Raw genomic sequence first — 19,512 nt, 5'->3', positions numbered from 1 at the left:
CACATGAGTGCTTACTTTATTGGTGCAAACTTGGGCTGAAGTTGCTGACAAACATGCCTAGCAAAACCACTACCGGCTTCATTATAGATATTGAACGCCGCATGCACGCCATTTTCAAGCAAGCCGTCAAGTTGGTCTGGGTATTCTGCAATTGCGGCTATCTGACCTTTATAGTGTCGACGTTGCAGCTGTTCCAATGCGGTCTGATTACCTTGGTGATGAGGCATTGCCAATAGCACCAGCTGGACGTGTCCTGTATCGAGAATACGCTCCCAAAAGTCCGGGTCTGTGGCATCACCGGAAATAACATTACGACCTTCGGCGCGGTGTTTAACGGCAGCATCCTCGCGAACTTCTACTCCAAGAGAGATTTTCCCGTAACGAGAGCATAACTCATCATAAGCCCCCGTCCCTATGCGACCCATACCAAGGATTAGAACCTGAGCATGCCCTGGGTTGATCAGCTGATCACGTTGATTAAGCTTCTCAGCCGCAGTCTCTTGTAGCCACTTGCCAGAATGTTGATAAATTTTGTTGCTCAGGCGGTTGAGTGGCGCAGCGATAATGAATGAAAGTGATACGGCAACGGCGATTGCGACGAGCATGTCACTTGGCATCCAGCCCATTTTGTAGGCAAGACCACCGACGATCAGGCCAAACTCGCTGTAGTTAAACAGCGATAGTGACGCAAGTAGCGATGTGCGGACCCGAAAATTAAAGTAGTTAATAGTTAAAAAGTACAGCAAACCTTTTATCGGTAGTAAGAAAATGAATAAAATGGCGAGTGCAATTCCGGTAAAACTCAGCGATACCGATAATCCAATATTCAAGAAGAAGCAAACTAAGAACAGCTCTTTCATATTAAACAGGGATTTAGAAAGCTCAGATGCTTTACGGTGACCTGCTAACAACATGCCTAAAATAAGCGCACCAAGATCTGGCTTCATGCCTACGAGTTCAAATAAACCTGCACCGACGACAAGCGCGAAGAATATGCCGAATAATACCAACATCTCACCGTGGCCAACTTTATCCAGCAACTTATAAAACAGAGGGCGTAGCAGCGGTAGGGCAAACAGACCAATCGCATACCATTCTGGAATTTTGCCAGTCGAAGCGGTCAGAAATACAACGGCAAAGATGTCCTGCATGACCAGAATGCCGATCGCGATGGTGCCATAAGTAGCGCTCATCTCACCTTTTTCCTGCAGTGTTTTAACTGCAAAAACGGTACTCGAAAACGACAAAGCAAAAGCCAGTAACAGAATCTGGCCAATATCCATACCGGACAGCGAAGTAAGACCGAGTAGTTTTAAGCCGGAGAGTGCGATGGTGAACACCGCGGTGGAGAGGATGTTATGTGCTGTCGCACCTCCCCAGATCTCTTTTGATAACAGTGTTTTTACATCGAGTTTTAGACCGATAGTAAATAATAAGAGGGTTACGCCGAGATCGGCTAGGTCAACGATCACTTCGTTGCTTTGATAGCCAAACGCATGCAGTCCAAATCCTGCCAGTAAGAAGCCAACGAGAGGTGGAAGCGAGCACTTTAAGGCAACAAAACCAGCCAAAAATGCGGTTGTTATTAGAATTATTTCCATACTGATAAGTTATACCCATGCCAATAAATTAAAGTCAGGTCATTGCGCAGGAAAAGTCGCTTAGAGCATGGCAAAGTTTGCCGTAAATAGGGTTGAGTTTCCTGATATGCAAAAACGGGCTGTGCAAGCACAGCCCGAGATTGTAACTCAATTGATGGAATATACTTAGTCTTCCAATAACTTTTGTAACAAAACCCCGTTTAACATTGCACGCTTGATCATGGCAAAAGCCCCCATGGTCGGCTGCTTGTCGATTTGTGAGGCAACAATTGGAAGAGCGTTATGGAATGTTTTTAGTGATTGGTTTTCCACGTTACGTTTAATGGCCGGGAATACAATCTCTTGCGCCGCCGTAATGTCACCAGCGATAACAATTTTCTGTGGGTTAAATAAGTTAATAGTGATAGCAATCGCTTTACCTAGCTGATTACCAACACGAACTAAACTTTGTTTCGCGAGTTCATCACCGTTAACTGCATGTTCACACACATCTTGAATGGTGATGTTTTCAAGCTCGGTAAGGCTGGATTCGTAACCTTGCGCGATTAACTGTTTTACACGATGGATGATTGCAGGGTTTGCCGCAACCGTTTCTAAACAACCAAAATTACCACATTGACACTGTTCACCCAGCGGGTCGATTTGGATATGGCCAATTTCACCGACGTTACGGTTAAAGCCGAGAAAAACCTGGCCATTAACAATGATGCCTGCTCCCGTACCACGGTGAACACTGACTAAAATGGAATCCTGACAATCCTGGCTCGCGCCAAAGTAATGTTCAGCTAACGCCATTCCGCGAACGTCGTTCCCAACGAAACAAGCGGTATTAAACTTCTCGCTGATGATTTCGCCAAGAGCCAGATTATCAACATCTGTATTTGGCATATACTCAACCACACCAGTAGATGGGTTGACCAAGCCTGGTAAAGTAATACCAATGGCAATCAGCTGATCAATTTTATCTTGGTTACGATTAATGAAGCTTTTCAGTAATTCGATTAATCCATCAATCAAGTCTTCCTGATTGGTGTAGTGCAGTTCATGCTGATCTTCGGCTAGAGCGGTGCCGCCTAAGTCGTATAAGCAGAACTGAATGTAGTCACGTCCGAGACGAACTGCGATCGAATGAAAAGGTTTGACTTCGGTGGTCAGCGAGATTGCTCGACGGCCACCTGTAGAAGCTTGCTGCGCGACTTCTTTAATTAAGCCACGCTCTAAAAGTTGGCGGGTTATTTTGGTAACACTCGCGGGAGCCAGCTGGCTAACATCTGCGACTTGAATACGGGAGATAGGACCTTGCTGATCTATCAGCCTGTATACCGCAGCGCTGTTAAGCTGTTTTACTAAATCTACATTACCAATTTGTCCGCCATTCATGCTTAATTGTGCTCGTATTGTCCGTTAACAACCGTCGCTTTTACATTGAAGTCACGATCGAACACGGTCAGGTTTGCTACCATGCCTGTTCGAACTCGGCCAAGTTTATCCTCAACCCCAATAGCGGTTGCTGGATACAATGTGGCCATGCGTAGAGCTTCGTCTAAAGCGATACCTGCGTGCTCAACCGTATTCTGAACTGCTTCAATCATAGTCAGGGCTGAGCCGCCTAATGTGCCATTTTCATCAACACACTTACCATCTCGGTAATATACTTTCTTACCGACAAAAATAAAGTGATCAATGTTAGCACCTGCCGGAGCTGTGGCATCCGTCACCAAAACAAGCTTTTCACCCTTGATTTTATGAGCAATTCTGATGTTTGCGTAGTCTACGTGGAAACCATCCGCGATAATTCCAGCATAAACTTCCGGTGTATCGTAAATCGCACCAACCACGCCAGGTTCACGACCAACCATTGGTGTCATCGCGTTGAATAAGTGAGTCGCAAAGGAAATACCAGCTTCAAAGCCTTTGCGTGCTTCTTTGTACGTAGCGTTGGTATGGCCGATAGAAACGACGACACCAGCCGCTTTTAGGCGACGAATATGCTCAGGGTCGTTTTGTTCTGGTGCTAGCGTCACCTTTGCTATGATGTCACTATTTGCACAAATTAGGTCAATCATGTCTTGATCGGACGTGCGAATAAAGTCGACATTGTGGATGCCTTTTTTCGCGACGTTAAGATAAGGCCCTTCCAGGTGCAGACCTAGTGACTGATTTTGGTATTTATTGTGGTATTCGCGAGCCGCACTGATAGCAGCACGCATGTCTTCGTCTGAAGAGGTAATCAGTGTTGGCAAGTAACTCGTACAACCTGAGTTGAGGTTTGCCTCATGCATGATTTGCATGGTTTCTGGCGTGATATCGTCATTCAACATCACTCCACCACAACCGTTTAGTTGAAGATCAATGAATCCTGGACTTAGGTTCGCACCATTTAGATCTTTCACCTCGATGTCTTCCGGTAGTTCGGCAACTGGCACAACGGATTGAATTAGGTCGTTGTCGATGATGACCGCATGTTCGTATAGAACATCACTACCGGTATAGATTTTACAGTTACTTAGCGCGTACATAGTCAGCTAGTCCTTATAGTGAGAATTCATGTCTGTAATGTTAGCTAAACGATGACTGTTTGAGTCATATGGTTACTTAGTTTGTACCACGGAATTAGATAACGGGTTACATAAGGCAAGTCGCGTTTATCTCGGTCATGGTGGCGTAACTAACGATAACGGACTGAAAAATGATAAATGAACTACTTTCAACGGATTCTTTTTCAGAGCGAAGTTAGCATAGGTTACTCGCTGGAGACCAAAATAACACGGATACTTCCTTGCATATAGTGCGAGGATCTTATCTTTAAAATGCCATTTTTTGTATAATAAAATAAGTTTTATGATCCCGCTAGCAAAAACCTTCTTTCAGGGTAAATTCTGGTGATTCTGATCACAAACAGTGAGCTTTTAATTTGCGGAGCAAAATTAATGTCATAAACTGAACAGGACTAAATTGAACGACTAAAATAAGTTATTCAACATAACATCTAATCCTATAGGGGGAACTAAAGGTGAATATTCTCGGATACGCGCAGAAGTTGGGTAAAGCTCTTATGCTTCCTATCGCGACCTTGCCAATCGCAGGTTTGTTATTGCGTTTGGGCCAACCTGATGTACTTGATATTGCGTTTATGGCACAAGCTGGTAACTCAATCTTTTCTAACCTTCCATTGTTGTTTGGCTTAGGTATTGCGATCGGCTTATCTAAAGACGGCCAAGGTGCGGCGGGTCTTGCTGGTGCGGTGGCGTACTTTGTGCTCAAAGCTACAGCGGAAACAATTGATCCATCAGTTAACATGTCATTCTTCGGCGGTATCATTGCAGGTATCATTGCCGGTCACTCTTACAATGCTTTTCACGCTACCCGTCTTCCTGAGTGGCTGGCATTCTTCTCTGGCAAACGTCTAGTGCCTATTATGGCGGGCCTTTTTGCTCTAGCTGCTGGTGCTGTTGGTGGTATTATATGGCCAACGATCCAAGGTGGTCTGGACGCACTTGCTCACGCTATCTCTACATCTGGTGCTATCGGTCAGTTTGTATACGGTACGCTTAACCGTGCGCTGATTCCTGTCGGTCTACACCACGTACTAAACTCGTTCTTCTGGTTCGGTATGGGCTCTTGTCAGGAAATCGTAATTGCAGGTGCTTCTGCTGCGGGTCAAGCTCTACCATCAGTACAGCAGTTGTGTGTTGACCCGGCTCTAGCTAAGACGCTGGTTGTTGGTCAAACTCACACATTTGAATTCGCTAACTCAGTAACTCCTGAAATCACAGCAACAGTGAAAGAAGTGACTGAGACAATTAAATCTGGTGACCTACATCGCTTCTTTGGTGGTGACAAAGGTGCTGGTACATTCATGAATGGCTTCTTCCCAATCATGATGTTTGGTCTGCCTGGCGCGGCTCTGGCGATGTACTTTGCTGCTCCTGTTGAAAAACGTCACCAAGTAGGTGGTGCACTGTTCTCGGTTGCATTCTGTTCATTCCTAACCGGTATCACAGAGCCACTAGAATTCATGTTCATGTTCTTAGCGCCTGCTCTATACGCGATTCACGCCGTGTTCACTGGTCTGTCGCTCGTTGTGGCTAACATGCTTGGTACGCTTCACGGTTTCACGTTCTCTGCTGGCCTTATTGACTACTGGTTGAACTTCGGTCTAGCGACGAAACCACTGCTGCTTGGTGCTGTTGGTCTTGGCTTTGGTGCACTGTACTTCTTCACATTCACATTCGCTATCCGCGCTTTCAACCTGAAATCGCCAGGTCGTGAAGATGATGGCGAAACAGAAGCAGCAGCATCTGGCGAAGCGAAAAGCGGTGACTTGGCTCGCCAATACCTGAAAGCTCTGGGTGGTCACGAGAACCTAACTGCGATTGATGCTTGTATTACTCGTCTACGTCTAACATTGAAAGACCGTTCAGTAGCAGATGAGGCGGTACTGAAGAAGCTTGGCGCGAAAGGTGTGGTGAAACTCGGTGAGAATAACCTACAAGTTATCCTTGGTCCTTTAGCGGAAATCATTGCTGGTGAAATGAAGGCAATTGGTGCCAACGAAGACCTTTCCAATGTGAAACTGCCATAATCACATTCTGCGGATGATTCGAAAAAGACCTCCCTTGTGAGGTCTTTTTTTATTTTGTTGCTTCTATTCTGCTGTAGTTTCATGCTAACTCGATAAATATTGACGATTTAGCACCAGTTCTTGTTGTCTAATTGCGTAGAATTGTGGATCATTAGCAGTAATTCACTCTGCAATTCCTTACTTGGGTGCAGAGTGCCGTTTTCTCTGACAATACTAATATTTTGAGGTGCTATAGATGAGTGAAGCTGATGCTCGTCCATCAAACTTTATTCGCCAGATCATTGATAAGGATCTCGCGGATGGTAAACACACTAGCGTGCATACTCGATTCCCGCCGGAGCCGAATGGCTACCTGCATATCGGTCATGCTAAGTCTATCTGTTTGAACTTCGGTATTGCTCAGGACTACCAGGGTCAATGTAACTTACGTTTCGACGATACAAACCCTGAAAAAGAAGACATCGAATACGTTGAGTCTATCAAGAAAGATGTAAACTGGTTGGGCTTCGAGTGGAGTGGTGAAGTATGTTACTCATCAAACTACTTCGATAAGCTTTACGAATATGCAATTGAATTGATTAATAAAGGCTTAGCGTACGTAGATGAGCTAAGTCCAGAGCAGATTCGTGAGTACCGTGGTACGCTAAAAGCACCAGGTAAACCAAGCCCGTATCGTGATCGCTCGGTAGAAGAAAACCTGGCGAAGTTTGAACAAATGCGCGCCGGTGAATTCGAAGAAGGTAAAGCTTGTCTTCGTGCGAAGATCGACATGGGCTCTTCATTCATGGTTATGCGTGATCCGGTTCTATACCGTGTTCGTTTCGCGACTCACCACCAGACTGGTGATAAGTGGTGCATTTACCCAATGTACGACTTTACTCACTGTATCTCTGATGCGTTAGAGGGCATTACGCACTCAATTTGTACGCTCGAGTTTATGGATAACCGTCGCCTTTACGATTGGGTGCTAGACAACATCACCATTGATTGTCGTCCGCATCAGTACGAGTTCAGCCGCCTAAACCTAGAATACACAGTAATGTCTAAGCGTAAGCTAAACCAGCTAGTGACAGAAAAACTGGTAAACGGCTGGGATGATCCACGTATGCCAACTGTCTCTGGTTTACGTCGTCGTGGCTTCACGCCAGCATCTATTCGTGAGTTCTGTAAACGTATTGGTGTTACAAAACAAGACAACATGATTGAGTTTGGCTCACTAGAATCTTGTATTCGTGACGACCTAAACGAAAATGCTCCGCGTGCAATGGCTGTACTCGACCCTGTAAAAGTGGTTATTGAAAACTTTGAAGAGGGTAAGGTAGAAAACCTATCTCTAGCTAACCATCCGAATAAACCAGAAATGGGCGAGCGTGAAGTACCGTTTACACGTGAAGTTTGGATTGAACGTGAAGACTTCCGTGAAGAAGCAAACAAGAAGTACAAGCGTTTGGTGCTAGGTAAAGAAGTTCGTTTGCGTGGTGCTTACGTGATCAAAGCTGAGCGTGTTGAAAAAGACGCAGAAGGCAACATCACTACAATTTTCTGTACTTACGATGCTGATACACTGGGTAAGAACCCTGCTGACGGCCGTAAAGTAAAAGGTGTAATCCACTGGGTATCAGCGGATAAAGCATTACCAGCGGAAATTCGTCTATACGACCGTCTATTTACGGTTCCGAATCCTGCTGCTGCTGAAGATTTTGCTTCGACGATTAACCCTGAGTCACTTGTTGTGATTAATGGTTTCGTTGAGCCAAGTCTAGCGTCTGCACAAGCAGAGGAAGGCTACCAATTTGAGCGTATGGGCTACTTCTGTGCTGATTCGAAAGATTCAAGCGCTGATAAACTAGTGTTCAACCGCACAGTTGGTCTTCGCGATACTTGGGCGAAAATTGAAGCTAAATAATTGAGCTAAAAATAAAAATGCCAGTCCGGAGACTGGCATTTTTTTATTATTTGGTGAAGAGATAACCGTTAAAATAAAAGCGCTCACTGAGCGCTTTTATTTTTAATAAATGGTTATTTCTTTGGCTTGTGTGCGTTTGGATCGTCTTTGCAACTACCATCGCCACATTTACCGTAGAGGTAAAGACTATGGTTAGTCAGAGTCACGTTGTACTTCGCAGCGATTTCTTTTTGACGTTCTTCGATAAGATCGTCTGAAAACTCAATAACTTCACCACAATCTAGACACACTAGGTGGTCGTGGTGGTGTTGAGTCGACAGTTCGAAGACGGATTTACCACCTTCAAAGTGGTGGCGAGTGACAATCCCAGCATCGTCGAATTGGTTTAGTACTCGATAAACGGTCGCTAGACCGATTTCTTCACCTAGATCAATCAACTTTTTGTACAAATCTTCAGCACTGATGTGCTGGCAGTCTGGCTGCTGAAGTACTTCTAGAATTTTTAGCCTTGGAAGGGTTACTTTTAAACCCGCGTCTTTCAGCGCCTGATTATTATCTGACATATACTTTCCCGTTGGATCATCTGCAGCGATTTAACAGAATTCAATATTGATACCATTATAGGCGAATGGCAAAAAACATTAAACCACGAACTTCAAAGGGTTAATATATTCTTTCTTTGTAAATTAGGAATTGGTCAATTATATTAGAGCTCTTAACTGTTACAAATTAGTAACATGAATCGCGTGGAGAGCAGGGATCGCAATGGATAAGCGGATTGCCAAAATTTATAAGCCAGGAATCATAAAATTTGGACTCAATCTTTGGCCCCCATTCTGGGGAGCTGGAATCAAAATCTTACATATTTCTGATGACTTTCGTCTGGTTAAAGTACGTTTGAAGCTGAATTGGTGGAATAAAAACGCCAATCTAACTCAATATGGTGGCAGTATTTTCTCTCTTACTGACCCCATTTATTCGATGATGCTGATCGGGATATTACGCGAGGAATATTATGTCTGGGATAAAGAAGCGAGCATTAACTTTATCAAACCGGGACAGAGTGACTTGTTTGCCGATTTTGAAATTTCACAAGGGATGATTGAAGAGATATTAAAAAAAACGCGTAATGGCGCTAAATGGTTCCCTGAGTTTATTATTCATGTCAAAGACAGGGACGGGAATGTGGTGTCTGAAGTAAAACGCAAGCTGTATGTTCGTAAAAAACCTCAGTACCGAGAAGAAGAGGTCGCAACGGAAGTTTCGTAAACGTTACATACAAAAAGACCTCCAAAGCGGAGGTCTTAAATAAGGTTCTGCGATTAGCCTTCAAGCTCAGCTAAACACATCTCTTCATAAATCTGTTTTACCCAGTTTTCGACACGTTCGTCGGTTAACTCAGGTTGACGGTCTTCATCGATGCACAGACCAACGAACTGGCTGTCATCACCTTCGACAAGCGCTTTAGACGCTTCGAATTCGTAGCCTTCCGTTGATGTATGACCCAGGATAGTGCCGCCTTTTGATTCTACGATGTCACGTACTGTACCCATCGCGTCACAGAAATACTCTGCGTAGTCTTCCTGGTCACCACAACCAAAAATAGCGACTAACTTAGTAGAGAAGTCGATTTGCTCGAGTTCCGGGAAAAAGTCATCCCAATCACATTGTGACTCGCCATAGTACCAAGTTGGGATACCTAGAAGCAGAAGATCAAAGTTATCAATGTCTTCTTTGCTGCTTTTCGCGATGTCTTGAACGTGAACCAGTTGCTTACCTAGTTGCTTTTGAATCATCTTTGCAACGGCTTCAGTATTACCTGTGTCGCTACCGAAGAAGATACCTACACTTGCCATAGAGTCTATACCTTTACATTGTTTGTTGTTGGCGATGGTACTAAGGGTTTAGCCTAACCCTGAGCCTTCCCACGTTAGCTGAATTATCCCTTTCGCGATAAAACCAGCACAGCCTAGAAAAAGGACTAACCATACAATACGACGACCAAAAACAGGTACATTGCCTTGCTTTAGCACATCTTTTATTGCCATCCCGATGAAGAAGAAGATAGCAGCAAAAAGAAGATCGAGCCCGATAGATTCGAGCATATCCATGTAGTCGTAGAGCATTGTAGTCCTTCATGCCGAAAATTATTGCGCGCACTATACCACTGTTAACCGGTAAAGTTAATGCAATACCAGGGCGGTTATTTCAATAATCAAGGGTTGTTGGTGAATTTGTTAACCCGAGATGTATTTCCTGATCACTCGCATCACTTCCGCTGGCTTTTCTGCATGTAACCAATGGCCTGTGTTAGCGATGATATGCGCTTTCGCTTGCTTAAACTGTCTCTGTACGGCAGGTTGATGCTCTGGCATTAAATAGTCTGATTCACTACCTTTAATAAATAGAGTCGGTATCTCAGTGGCTGCTATCTCTTGCCAGCCGATGATTTCCGCGTAGTTAGCCAATAGGCTTTCTACGTTAAAGCGCCACGCCATTGTCTCGCCGTCTTTATACAGAGACTTAGAAAGAAACTGTCTGACACCATCGATCTCCACGTGTTGTGCAAGCACGTCCATCGCCTGCTGGCGGCTTGTTGGCTTCTGAGCAATGACGGCCTGCAGACCATTAAACACATTTTCATGACGATTTGTTGTGTAGGCTACAGGAGCGATGTCCAGCACGACTAACTGCTCCACAAATTGTGGTGCGATGTCTACGAGCTTCATCGCGACTTTTCCACCCATGGAATGGCCAATAATGATCGCTGGCTCAATATTCAAGTGGCGAAGTAATTCGGCAACGTCTTGCGCCATATCGGTGTAAGTATGTGTGTCCGAGTGGAACGAAAGACCATGATTTCGCAGATCAATACTGATCACGGAGTAATCTTGGACAAGATCACGAGCCAAAAGGCCCAGATTACTTAAACTACCAAACAATCCGTGAATCAAAACAACTGTTTGGCCTTGGCCTTCCTGCTTATAGTTGAGTAATGCTGACATTTTATCTTATTCGTGATGGGTTTAACGTGGAGTATCCGAAAGGATCTCGTTATAATCCCCCAGAGTTTAAACATTGAGAATGTGAAAAGCGAATGAAAACAATTGAGGTTGATGAGGATCTTTACCGTTACATTGCTGGTCAGACTAAGCATATCGGTGAAAGTGCCTCGGATATTTTGCGACGCCTTTTAAACCTTGATGGTCAGTTGCAGGAAGCAGAAACTGCGCCTGTAGTAGAGAAGCCACAAGGGATTGTAGTTAGTAAAGATGCCGGTAAAACCGAACAGGTTGATACAGTGAAAGCAATGCGTTCACTGTTAATCTCTGATGAGTTTGCAGATCTTAAGAAAGCGATTGATCGCTTCATGTTGGTGCTATCAACATTACATAAATTAAATCCAGAAGGGTTCGCGCAAGCGACAAATGTGAAGGGACGTAAGCGCGTCTACTTTGCGGATAATGAAGAAACCTTGCTGGCTAACGGCAATACAACCAAACCTAAAGCCATTCCAGAAACACCATTCTGGGTTATCACCAATAATAATACCAGCCGTAAGAGACAGATGGTTGAGCAAGTGATGACACACATGGGTTTCCAACCGGACTTAATAGAAAAAGTAACAGGTTCAATATAAGAAACCTGATAGAAGCCTCATAATGTGTAGCATTTAGCGGATATTATGAGGCTTTTTAGTTTGTTATATTTAAAGAAAGGATGTCAGATATGGCTATGCACCCTCGTGCCGGGCAAAAAGCGCAACAGGAAAATCTTCATAATATTCCGGCGTTAGTTGCTAACTACTTCTTACTTCAACCAGATACGACTAACCCAGAGCATAAGGTTCTATTCGGTACATCAGGTCACCGTGGTACTGCAGACAAGCATACCTTTAATGAGAATCACATCTTAGCCATTGCACAGGCAGTTGCAGAAGTCCGTGCAGATCAGGGCACGACAGGGCCACTGTTTGTCGGTAAAGATACTCACGCATTATCAGAGCCAGCTTTTTCTAGTGTTATCGAAGTTTTGATTGCGAACGGTGTAAAAGTGATCGTTCAGCAAGACAATGGTTACACACCAACCCCAGGTATCTCACACGCGATTCTGACTTACAACATCAAACACGATGAGAAAGCAGATGGCATTGTGATCACTCCTTCGCACAACCCACCACAAGACGGCGGTATCAAATACAATCCGACTCATGGCGGTCCCGCAGAAGCTGAACTGACTCAGGCAATTGAAGACAGAGCGAATGCACTGATCGCCGAAGGGCTAACAGGCGTGAAACGTCTGCCGCTACAAGAAGCAAAAGCGTCTGACTTGTTTGTGGAAGTTGATTTAGTAAAACCATACATCGATGACTTAGTTAACGTGATCGATATGGAAGCGATTCAAAAAGCCAACCTAAAAATTGGTGTTGACCCACTAGGTGGCAGCGGTATCGACTACTGGCGCCAAATTGGCAAAGCTTACAACTTAGACCTTACTCTGGTGAGTGAAGCAATTGACCCATCTTTCCAATTTATGTCACTGGATAAAGATGGCGTAGTTCGTATGGACTGTTCTTCTCCTTATGCCATGGCAGGTCTGCTAGCACTGAAAGATGAATACGATCTGGCGTTTGGTAATGACCCGGATTATGACCGCCACGGTATTGTTACTCCAAAAGGTTTAATGAATCCGAACCATTACTTAGCGGTATGTATCGACTATTTATACCGTCATCGTGATGCATGGGGTAAAGATGTCGCAGTCGGTAAGACACTGGTTTCGAGCGCACTGATCGACCGTGTTGTTGCTGATCTTGGTCGAGAGCTGTGTGAAGTACCCGTTGGCTTTAAATGGTTTGTTGATGGCCTTTACACCGGTAAATTTGGCTTCGGTGGCGAAGAAAGTGCAGGGGCTTCTTTCCTGCGCAAAGATGGCACACCGTGGTCAACAGATAAAGATGGCATCCTACTTTGTCTACTAGCTGCAGAAATCACAGCAGTGACGGGTAAAAACCCACAAGAGTACTACGAAGAGCTAGCGGCGAAGCACGGTGAATCTAAGTACAACCGTATCCAAGCGGTTGCCAACGGTCCACAAAAAGATGTACTGAAGAAACTGTCTCCTGAAATGGTCTCTGCTGAAACATTGGCGGGCGATGCAATCACTGCTCGACTCACTCATGCTCCTGGTAACGGTGCGGCAATCGGCGGGTTGAAAGTCACGACTGAAAATGGCTGGTTTGCAGCTCGTCCATCTGGTACAGAAGACATCTACAAAATTTACTGTGAAAGCTTCAAGGGTGAAGAGCACCTAAAACAAATCGAAGCCGAAGCGCAAGAAATTGTTAATCAGGTATTTGCAGCCGCAGGTCTGTAAACGAGACAATTTTTTTAATGGAAACGTTAAGGGTTGATGTGAAAGCATCAACCCTTTTTATTTTGGTTTTGCCGAGATTAAAGAAGATAACGTTCAGCGCATCAAAGCTAGTTTGGCCACTGATCCGGCACAATAAACCAGAATTCGCCATCTTGCGTCTGTGCATGCTCAAATCGATCTGATGGTTTTTCAATCTGATGCGAGTAGTCATCCGTGCCAATCGCCCAACACGGCTTGCTCAAGTGATAGAGCGGCTTTTTAATTAGGTCCCACTGGCTTTGATAGCACCAATACCCGTTTATCTGACTGGGATTAAGTTCGTAACCCAAGCAGTCAGAGGGGGTAACTTCGGTAGAAAATGGATTGATATAAAGGCGTCCTTGCATCAACAGTCGCTCTTTCGGTGGTACTTCAAGAGGTAATATTTGCTGAAACTCTGGTCTTTCACTCATCTTCAATTGATGACTGAGCATTCTATCTAATTTTTTGTGTAATTGGTCATGAGCATTGGGCCCGTACCAAATGCCTTGATGAAGAAGGTAGAATTTAATCGCCACTTCCCAATGCTCCAACTGACCTGACTCGGTATTTTTCAAGACTAAATCCACAGCGCCAATGGTTCTTCCATTAGTGTCATTGAGTTGAATTTCCTCTGCGACAACTTGGTATCGATGAGAATTAGCGAGTGCTGCGGTACATAAGTGCTGGTAGAGAAAGCCGAGTCTAGGATTGCCCGTGTATTCTTCAGACTCGCATAGGGGAGTAACAGATAAATCTTCAAGTGTTGCAAACGGTGGTCGTAATTGAAAAAGTGGAGGCGATGATGCGATCCAATCATAAAAGCGCTGCAGTTGATTCATCTCGTTTCCTTTTAACCCGTTAGCATTAACAATAAGTGATTAAGTGGCGTTATTGTAACGAAATTTGCCAACGATAGGGACAGGATGTCTGGCATCAGTATCCAGGTTCGATATACACTTTAAATATGCATTAGAAATCGGAAGTGATGATGAATAACTTAAAGCTAGAACAGATTCTTAACGACAAACTGTCACCACAATTAATTAAAGATTACGCCCCGAATGGATTGCAGGTAGAAGGTACATCGGTCGTCAACCGTATCGTCACTGGTGTGACGGCTTCACAGGCTTTGATCGATAAAGCCGTTGAGCTTAATGCTGATGCATTGATTGTCCATCATGGCTACTTTTGGAAGGGCGAGCCTGAGCCCATTCGTGGCATGAAAGGCAATCGAATCCGAAGCCTAATTAAAAATGATATTAATTTGTACGGCTACCACCTTCCGCTTGATATTCACCCGGACCTAGGTAACAACGCAGAGCTGGCAAAGCTGCTGGAAATTGATGTTGAAGGTGGTCTGGAAGGTCATCCTCAATCAGTAGCGATGTTTGGCCGTTTGAAAAAGTCGTTAACAGGTGCTGAATTTGCGAGCAAAATCAATCAGGTGCTCGATAGAGCGCCCCTGCATATCGCCCCAGAAAATGCAGATAAGATGATTGAGACCGTGGGTTGGTGTACTGGTGGTGGACAAGATTTTATCGAGCTGGCTGTTCAGCATGGGTTGGATGCGTATATCTCTGGTGAAATATCAGAGCGTACCACCTATACCGCGCGGGAGATGGATATTCACTATTTCTCGGCGGGACATCATGCAACAGAGCGTTACGGCGTTAAAGCACTCGGAAAATGGTTAGCTGATGAATACGGCTTACAGGTTGAGTTTATTGATATTGATAACCCGGTTTAATCGCGGTTTTATCTGCTAGAGTAATAGGCAAAAATAAAAAGGGGTTGAGACTTACATCTCAACCCCTTTTTTAATTAGCATGTTGCTAAGTGACTATTCGCGCTCATGCAGTGGCGAAAATTCACGTTGTTCCTCACCAGTGTATAGCTGACGTGGACGGCCAATGCGGTTTAGTGGATCGCTGTGCATCTCGTTCCAGTGAGCAATCCAGCCAACGGTACGAGATAGAGCGAAGATAACCGTAAACATTGATACTGGAATACCAATCGCTTTAAGAATGATACCTGAGTAGAAGTCTACGTTCGGGTACAGTTTCTTAGAAACGAAGTACTCATCTGAAAGCGCAATACGTTCAAGTTCCATTGCTACGTCAAGCAGCGGATCTTGGATGTTTAGCTCTTTTAGAACTTCGTGACACGTTTCACGCATTACAGTTGCACGTGGGTCGTAGTTTTTGTAAACACGGTGACCGAAGCCCATCAAACGGAATGGGTCATCTTTATCTTTCGCACGCTCTACGTACTCAGGAATTTTATCGACACTGCCGATTTCTTCCAGCATCTTCAGACATGCTTCGTTAGCACCGCCGTGTGCCGGGCCCCAAAGAGATGCGATACCCGCTGCAATACATGCAAATGGGTTAGCACCAGAAGAACCAGCCAGACGTACTGTTGATGTAGACGCGTTTTGTTCGTGATCCGCATGAAGCGTAAAGATTTTATCCATTGCGCGCGCAACAACAGGGTTCACTTCATACTCTTCACATGGGTTTGCAAACATCATGTGTAGGTAGTTTTCCGCGTAGCTTAAGTCGTTGCGTGGGTAGATAAATGGCTGACCGATAGAGTATTTGTAACACATCGCTGCCAGCGTAGGCATTTTCGAAATTAGACGGTACGCCGCAATATCACGGTGTTCGTCGTTATTAATATCGAGCGAATCGTGGTAGAAGGCTGCTAATGCACCGACTACGCCACACATTACCGCCATTGGGTGAGCATCACGTCGGAAGCCGTGGAAAAAGCTTGCGATTTGCTCATGTACCATAGTATGACGAGTAACGGTTTTCTTGAATTGCTCGTATTGGTCTCGGGTAGGGGCTTCACCATAAAGAAGGATGTAACATACTTCTAGGTAATCTGCGTTATTGGCTAATTGATCAATCGGGTAACCGCGGTGCAAAAGGATACCTTTGCTGCCATCGATATACGTGATTGATGATTCACAAGATGCAGTGGCAAGAAAACCAGGGTCAAAAGTAAAGTAACCATTGGCACCCAGTTTACGAACGTCAATTACAGGAGTACCTAGTGTACCGTCCATAATTGGCAGCTCGATTGGCGCTTGACCTTCAACATGAAGGGTCGCTTTCTTATCCGCCATAACAATCTCCTTTGTTTATTTTTTAATCCGTCCAGGATGTTTGTGTGCAATGTTTTTACTGTTGTTAAGGCGTAAAGTCAATTTTTCTACATCTTTGTGTGCACTTGTTATGATTTTTTCTTTGAAAATCGTTAAAAATCTGTTCTATGTAGCATAATTTGTTACACCAATTGTATTAGAATGTTGCTCGCCGTATATTGGCAAAGAAAATTTTAGTTAAATCCTTATAAATTCGGGGCTATAACAAAGTGTGAGGTTTGGTAATGGCTCCCGGTGTTAACAACTCGTTTACAATATTCTCGGTGATTATCGGTTGTATCTGTTAAATAAATGTTAACTTTTGTACATTTGGACGCTGAAATTGGTTATAACAATAAATGCTCAATGGAGCTGAGTGAGCAAGCCCGTGAAAGAAAGAAAGTCAAGACCTGTTAATTTAGATTTACAGACCATCCGCTTTCCTATCACAGCAATCGCATCCATCCTGCACCGTGTGTCCGGGGTAATTACGTTTGTTGCGGTGGGTATACTACTTTGGTTACTGTCCATTTCTCTGTCATCCCCAATGGGTTTTATGGAAGCCGCTGACATCGTTGATGGTTTCTTCGTAAAATTCATCCTATGGGGAATTCTAACTGCACTTGCGTACCACATTGCTGGTGGTATCCGTCACCTGATGATGGATCTAGGCTATTTTGAAGAGCTAGATACAGGCACGATGAGCGCGAAAGTTGCTTTCGGTGCGACTGCAGTATTGTCACTATTGGCGGGGATAATGGTATGGTAAAACACGTTTCATCATTCGGTCGTAACGGTGTACACGATTTCCTACTGATTCGTGCTACCGCCATCATTATGACCTTATACACGATTTATCTGGTTAGCTTCTGTGCATTCTCAGATATCTCTTACGCATCTTGGACCCAATTCTTTGGTGGCACTTTCACTAAAGTATTCACCATGTTGGCTCTTGTTTCGGTACTGATTCACGCTTGGGTTGGTATGTGGCAAGTGTTCACCGACTATATTAAGTGCGCGAAACTTCGTGGCGCATTGCAACTTGGTGTTATTGCCGTTCTATTCGGCTATGTCTTCTCTGGTCTATTTATTTTGTGGGGTGCGTAAGTGTCTATTCCAGTTCGTGAGTTTGACGCCGTAGTAATCGGCGCTGGTGGTGCAGGTATGCGCGCTGCACTACAAATTTCAGAGCAAGGCCTTTCATGTGCTTTGCTGTCTAAAGTATTCCCAACTCGTTCTCATACGGTATCTGCGCAGGGTGGTATCACTGTTGCGTTAGGTAACTCGCATAAGGATGATTGGCAGTGGCACATGTACGATACGGTAAAAGGTTCGGATTACATCGGTGACCAAAATGCTATCGAATACATGTGTAAAAATGGACCTGAGTCTGTTATCGAACTAGAGAAAATGGGTCTTCCATTCTCTCGTTTTGATAACGGCAGTATTTATCAACGTCCATTTGGCGGTCAGTCAAAAGAGTTTGGTGGTGAGCAGGCTGCACGCACAGCAGCAGCGGCAGACCGTACCGGTCACGCGCTTCTACACACGCTTTACCAACAGAACGTTAAACATAAGACAACCATTTTCTCTGAGTGGTATGCGTTAGATTTGGTGAAAAACCAAGACGGCGCGATCATGGGTTGTACTGCGATTTGTATGGAAACAGGCGAAATCTGTTACTTCAAATCAAAAGCAACTATCCTGGCGACTGGCGGTGCTGGTCGTATCTACGCTTCGACAACGAACGCACACATTAACACTGGTGACGGTGTTGGTATGGCACTACGTGCTGGCGTTCAAATGCAAGACATGGAAATGTGGCAGTTCCACCCAACGGGTATCGCTGGCGCAGGTGTTCTTGTAACAGAAGGTTGTCGTGGAGAAGGTGGTTACCTTCTGAATAAAGACGGTGAACGCTTCATGGAACGTTACGCACCAAACGCAAAAGACCTTGCTGGTCGTGACGTTGTGGCTCGTTCTATGATGATCGAAATCCGCGAAGGCCGTGGTTGCGAAGGCCCTTGGGGTCCACATATCAAGCTGAAACTTGATCACTTAGGTAAAGACGTACTTGAATCTCGTCTACCAGGTATCTGTGAGCTATCTCGTACATTCGCCCACGTTGATCCAGTGAAAGAACCAATTCCAGTCATCCCAACCTGTCACTACATGATGGGTGGTGTTCCAACTCAGGTTTCTGGTCAGGCAATTACACAGAAGGCTGACGGCAGCGAAGCGGAAGTTCAAGGCCTCTACGCATGTGGTGAAATCGCTTCTGTATCGGTTCACGGTGCAAACCGTCTAGGTGGTAACTCACTACTAGACTTGGTGGTATTCGGTCGTGCAACAGGTCTTCACCTAGGTGAAACGTTGGCAGCGCAATCGGAAGCTCGTCCGGCAACTGAATCTGACATCGAAGCTTCTCTGGCGCGCACTATGCGTTGGGAAAACAGCACAGGTGGCGAAGATCCAGTACAAATCCGTAAAGACCTGCAAAGCTGCATGCAAAACAGCTTCTCGGTATTCCGTGAAGGTGATGCAATGGCAACAGGCCTGGAAGAGTTGAAAGTTATCCGTGAACGTCTGAAAGATGCGCACTTAGCGGACAAATCTTCAGAGTTCAACACGCAACGTATTGAGTGTCTGGAACTCGATAACTTGATGGAAACGGCATTCTCAACCGCAGTTGCTGCGAACTACCGTACGGAAAGCCGTGGTGCACACGCTCGCTTTGACTTCCCTGAGCGTGATGATGAGAACTGGCTATGCCACTCAATCTACAACCCGGAAACGGAAGCGATGACGAAGCGTGATGTAAACATGACGCCAGTACACCGTGACGCGTTCCCGCCGAAAGTACGTACATACTAAG

Annotated in this window: 18 protein-coding genes; 9 read left to right on the top strand and 9 right to left on the bottom strand. The window is 44.9% G+C overall.

The genetic code is table 11. The features are described from left to right. Window positions 1-11: 11 nt before the first annotated feature. The 3 genes from RXX31_RS17545 to nagA all read right to left on the bottom strand — a co-directional run bounded on the left by RXX31_RS17545 (window position 12) and on the right by nagA (window position 4,120). The gene (locus tag RXX31_RS17545) at window positions 12-1,601 is read right to left on the bottom strand and encodes a cation:proton antiporter family protein (protein ID WP_317590949.1); all 1,590 of its coding nucleotides are present in this window, start codon (window positions 1,599-1,601) and stop codon (window positions 12-14) included. A 165-nt stretch (window positions 1,602-1,766) separates the two neighbouring features. Further along, a complete protein-coding gene (locus RXX31_RS17540; protein WP_317590948.1) occupies window positions 1,767-2,981 on the bottom strand; it encodes an ROK family protein in 1,215 nt (404 codons plus the stop codon). Between the two features lie 2 nt (window positions 2,982-2,983). Further along, window positions 2,984-4,120, bottom strand: coding sequence for an N-acetylglucosamine-6-phosphate deacetylase (nagA, locus tag RXX31_RS17535; protein WP_317590947.1), 1,137 nt, complete (start codon window positions 4,118-4,120; stop codon window positions 2,984-2,986). A gap of 494 nt (window positions 4,121-4,614) precedes the next feature. On the opposite strand from nagA, the gene nagE reads away from it, so the two are divergent. Together nagE and glnS are read left to right on the top strand one after the other, a co-directional pair. Next, the gene (gene nagE, locus RXX31_RS17530; RefSeq protein WP_317590946.1) at window positions 4,615-6,186 is read left to right on the top strand and encodes an N-acetylglucosamine-specific PTS transporter subunit IIBC; all 1,572 of its coding nucleotides are present in this window, start codon (window positions 4,615-4,617) and stop codon (window positions 6,184-6,186) included. A gap of 235 nt (window positions 6,187-6,421) precedes the next feature. Continuing rightward, complete coding sequence (glnS, locus tag RXX31_RS17525; RefSeq protein WP_317590945.1) at window positions 6,422-8,092, top strand: glutamine--tRNA ligase; 1,671 nt, start codon at window positions 6,422-6,424, stop codon at window positions 8,090-8,092. A 113-nt stretch (window positions 8,093-8,205) separates the two neighbouring features. On the opposite strand, the gene fcrX is transcribed toward glnS, so the two are convergent. Continuing rightward, window positions 8,206-8,655 (bottom strand): ferric iron uptake transcriptional regulator FcrX, encoded by a 450-nt coding sequence (fcrX, locus tag RXX31_RS17520; protein WP_264902713.1) that lies wholly within the window; start codon window positions 8,653-8,655, stop codon window positions 8,206-8,208. Between the two features lie 202 nt (window positions 8,656-8,857). Here fcrX and RXX31_RS17515 point away from each other — a divergent pair, with 202 nt between their 5' ends. Continuing rightward, on the top strand, window positions 8,858-9,361 hold the full coding sequence (locus RXX31_RS17515; protein WP_317590944.1) for a DUF4442 domain-containing protein: 504 nt from the start codon (window positions 8,858-8,860) through the stop codon (window positions 9,359-9,361). A 53-nt stretch (window positions 9,362-9,414) separates the two neighbouring features. Here the strand turns inward: RXX31_RS17515 and fldA are convergent, their stop codons facing one another. From fldA to RXX31_RS17500, 3 genes are all read right to left on the bottom strand, one after another. Then, window positions 9,415-9,948, bottom strand: a complete 534-nt coding sequence (gene fldA, locus RXX31_RS17510) for a flavodoxin FldA (RefSeq protein WP_317590943.1) — start codon at window positions 9,946-9,948, stop codon at window positions 9,415-9,417. 48 nt (window positions 9,949-9,996) lie between these two features. Beyond that, complete coding sequence (locus RXX31_RS17505; protein ID WP_005461613.1) at window positions 9,997-10,218, bottom strand: DUF2788 domain-containing protein; 222 nt, start codon at window positions 10,216-10,218, stop codon at window positions 9,997-9,999. Between the two features lie 111 nt (window positions 10,219-10,329). Further along, on the bottom strand, window positions 10,330-11,097 hold the full coding sequence (locus RXX31_RS17500) for an alpha/beta fold hydrolase (RefSeq protein ID WP_317590941.1): 768 nt from the start codon (window positions 11,095-11,097) through the stop codon (window positions 10,330-10,332). A 92-nt stretch (window positions 11,098-11,189) separates the two neighbouring features. On the opposite strand from RXX31_RS17500, the gene seqA reads away from it, so the two are divergent. Both seqA and pgm read left to right on the top strand, forming a co-directional pair. Then, window positions 11,190-11,732 carry a replication initiation negative regulator SeqA gene (gene seqA, locus RXX31_RS17495; RefSeq protein ID WP_317590940.1) on the top strand — a complete coding sequence of 181 codons (543 nt, stop codon included), beginning with the start codon at window positions 11,190-11,192 and terminating at the stop codon, window positions 11,730-11,732. Window positions 11,733-11,821: 89 nt separating this feature from the next. Beyond that, on the top strand, window positions 11,822-13,468 hold the full coding sequence (gene pgm / locus RXX31_RS17490) for a phosphoglucomutase (alpha-D-glucose-1,6-bisphosphate-dependent) (protein WP_317590939.1): 1,647 nt from the start codon (window positions 11,822-11,824) through the stop codon (window positions 13,466-13,468). Window positions 13,469-13,575: 107 nt separating this feature from the next. Here the strand turns inward: pgm and RXX31_RS17485 are convergent, their stop codons facing one another. Continuing rightward, window positions 13,576-14,328 (bottom strand): DUF1853 family protein, encoded by a 753-nt coding sequence (locus RXX31_RS17485; RefSeq protein ID WP_317590937.1) that lies wholly within the window; start codon window positions 14,326-14,328, stop codon window positions 13,576-13,578. Between the two features lie 149 nt (window positions 14,329-14,477). On the opposite strand from RXX31_RS17485, the gene RXX31_RS17480 reads away from it, so the two are divergent. Next, window positions 14,478-15,236: a Nif3-like dinuclear metal center hexameric protein gene (locus RXX31_RS17480; RefSeq protein WP_317590935.1), complete on the top strand. Its 759-nt coding sequence runs from the start codon at window positions 14,478-14,480 to the stop codon at window positions 15,234-15,236. Between the two features lie 93 nt (window positions 15,237-15,329). Here the strand turns inward: RXX31_RS17480 and RXX31_RS17475 are convergent, their stop codons facing one another. Further along, complete coding sequence (locus RXX31_RS17475) at window positions 15,330-16,619, bottom strand: citrate synthase (RefSeq protein ID WP_317590933.1); 1,290 nt, start codon at window positions 16,617-16,619, stop codon at window positions 15,330-15,332. 394 nt (window positions 16,620-17,013) lie between these two features. On the opposite strand from RXX31_RS17475, the gene sdhC reads away from it, so the two are divergent. Genes sdhC through sdhA form a run of 3 tightly spaced genes read left to right on the top strand, consistent with a single transcriptional unit; the run spans window position 17,014 to window position 19,511 of the window. Then, window positions 17,014-17,406 (top strand): succinate dehydrogenase cytochrome b556 subunit, encoded by a 393-nt coding sequence (gene sdhC, locus RXX31_RS17470; protein ID WP_317590931.1) that lies wholly within the window; start codon window positions 17,014-17,016, stop codon window positions 17,404-17,406. Next, complete coding sequence (gene sdhD / locus RXX31_RS17465) at window positions 17,400-17,744, top strand: succinate dehydrogenase, hydrophobic membrane anchor protein (RefSeq protein ID WP_014231147.1); 345 nt, start codon at window positions 17,400-17,402, stop codon at window positions 17,742-17,744. Before sdhC ends, sdhD begins: the two co-directional genes overlap by 7 nt. Beyond that, on the top strand, window positions 17,745-19,511 hold the full coding sequence (gene sdhA, locus RXX31_RS17460) for a succinate dehydrogenase flavoprotein subunit (RefSeq protein ID WP_317590930.1): 1,767 nt from the start codon (window positions 17,745-17,747) through the stop codon (window positions 19,509-19,511). Window position 19,512 lies beyond the last annotated feature (1 nt).

The sequence above is a fragment of the Vibrio sp. EA2 genome (assembly GCF_033042495.1).
Lineage (GTDB): Bacteria > Pseudomonadota > Gammaproteobacteria > Enterobacterales > Vibrionaceae > Vibrio.
This window is presented reverse-complemented; position numbering and strand designations above follow the sequence as displayed.

Excerpts from the sequence above, each read along its gene's own strand:
- RXX31_RS17545 (WP_317590949.1), bottom strand. The coding sequence starts at position 1,601 with ATGGAAATAATTCTAATAACAACCGCATTTTTGGCTGGTTTTGTTGCC.
- RXX31_RS17540 (WP_317590948.1), bottom strand. The coding sequence starts at position 2,981 with ATGAATGGCGGACAAATTGGTAATGTAGATTTAGTAAAACAGCTTAAC.
- nagA (WP_317590947.1), bottom strand. The coding sequence starts at position 4,120 with ATGTACGCGCTAAGTAACTGTAAAATCTATACCGGTAGTGATGTTCTA.
- glnS (WP_317590945.1), top strand. The coding sequence starts at position 6,422 with ATGAGTGAAGCTGATGCTCGTCCATCAAACTTTATTCGCCAGATCATT.
- fcrX (WP_264902713.1), bottom strand. The coding sequence starts at position 8,655 with ATGTCAGATAATAATCAGGCGCTGAAAGACGCGGGTTTAAAAGTAACC.
- RXX31_RS17515 (WP_317590944.1), top strand. The coding sequence starts at position 8,858 with ATGGATAAGCGGATTGCCAAAATTTATAAGCCAGGAATCATAAAATTT.
- fldA (WP_317590943.1), bottom strand. The coding sequence starts at position 9,948 with ATGGCAAGTGTAGGTATCTTCTTCGGTAGCGACACAGGTAATACTGAA.
- RXX31_RS17505 (WP_005461613.1), bottom strand. The coding sequence starts at position 10,218 with ATGCTCTACGACTACATGGATATGCTCGAATCTATCGGGCTCGATCTT.
- RXX31_RS17500 (WP_317590941.1), bottom strand. The coding sequence starts at position 11,097 with ATGTCAGCATTACTCAACTATAAGCAGGAAGGCCAAGGCCAAACAGTT.
- seqA (WP_317590940.1), top strand. The coding sequence starts at position 11,190 with ATGAAAACAATTGAGGTTGATGAGGATCTTTACCGTTACATTGCTGGT.
- pgm (WP_317590939.1), top strand. The coding sequence starts at position 11,822 with ATGGCTATGCACCCTCGTGCCGGGCAAAAAGCGCAACAGGAAAATCTT.
- RXX31_RS17485 (WP_317590937.1), bottom strand. The coding sequence starts at position 14,328 with ATGAATCAACTGCAGCGCTTTTATGATTGGATCGCATCATCGCCTCCA.
- RXX31_RS17480 (WP_317590935.1), top strand. The coding sequence starts at position 14,478 with ATGAATAACTTAAAGCTAGAACAGATTCTTAACGACAAACTGTCACCA.
- RXX31_RS17475 (WP_317590933.1), bottom strand. The coding sequence starts at position 16,619 with ATGGCGGATAAGAAAGCGACCCTTCATGTTGAAGGTCAAGCGCCAATC.
- sdhD (WP_014231147.1), top strand. The coding sequence starts at position 17,400 with ATGGTAAAACACGTTTCATCATTCGGTCGTAACGGTGTACACGATTTC.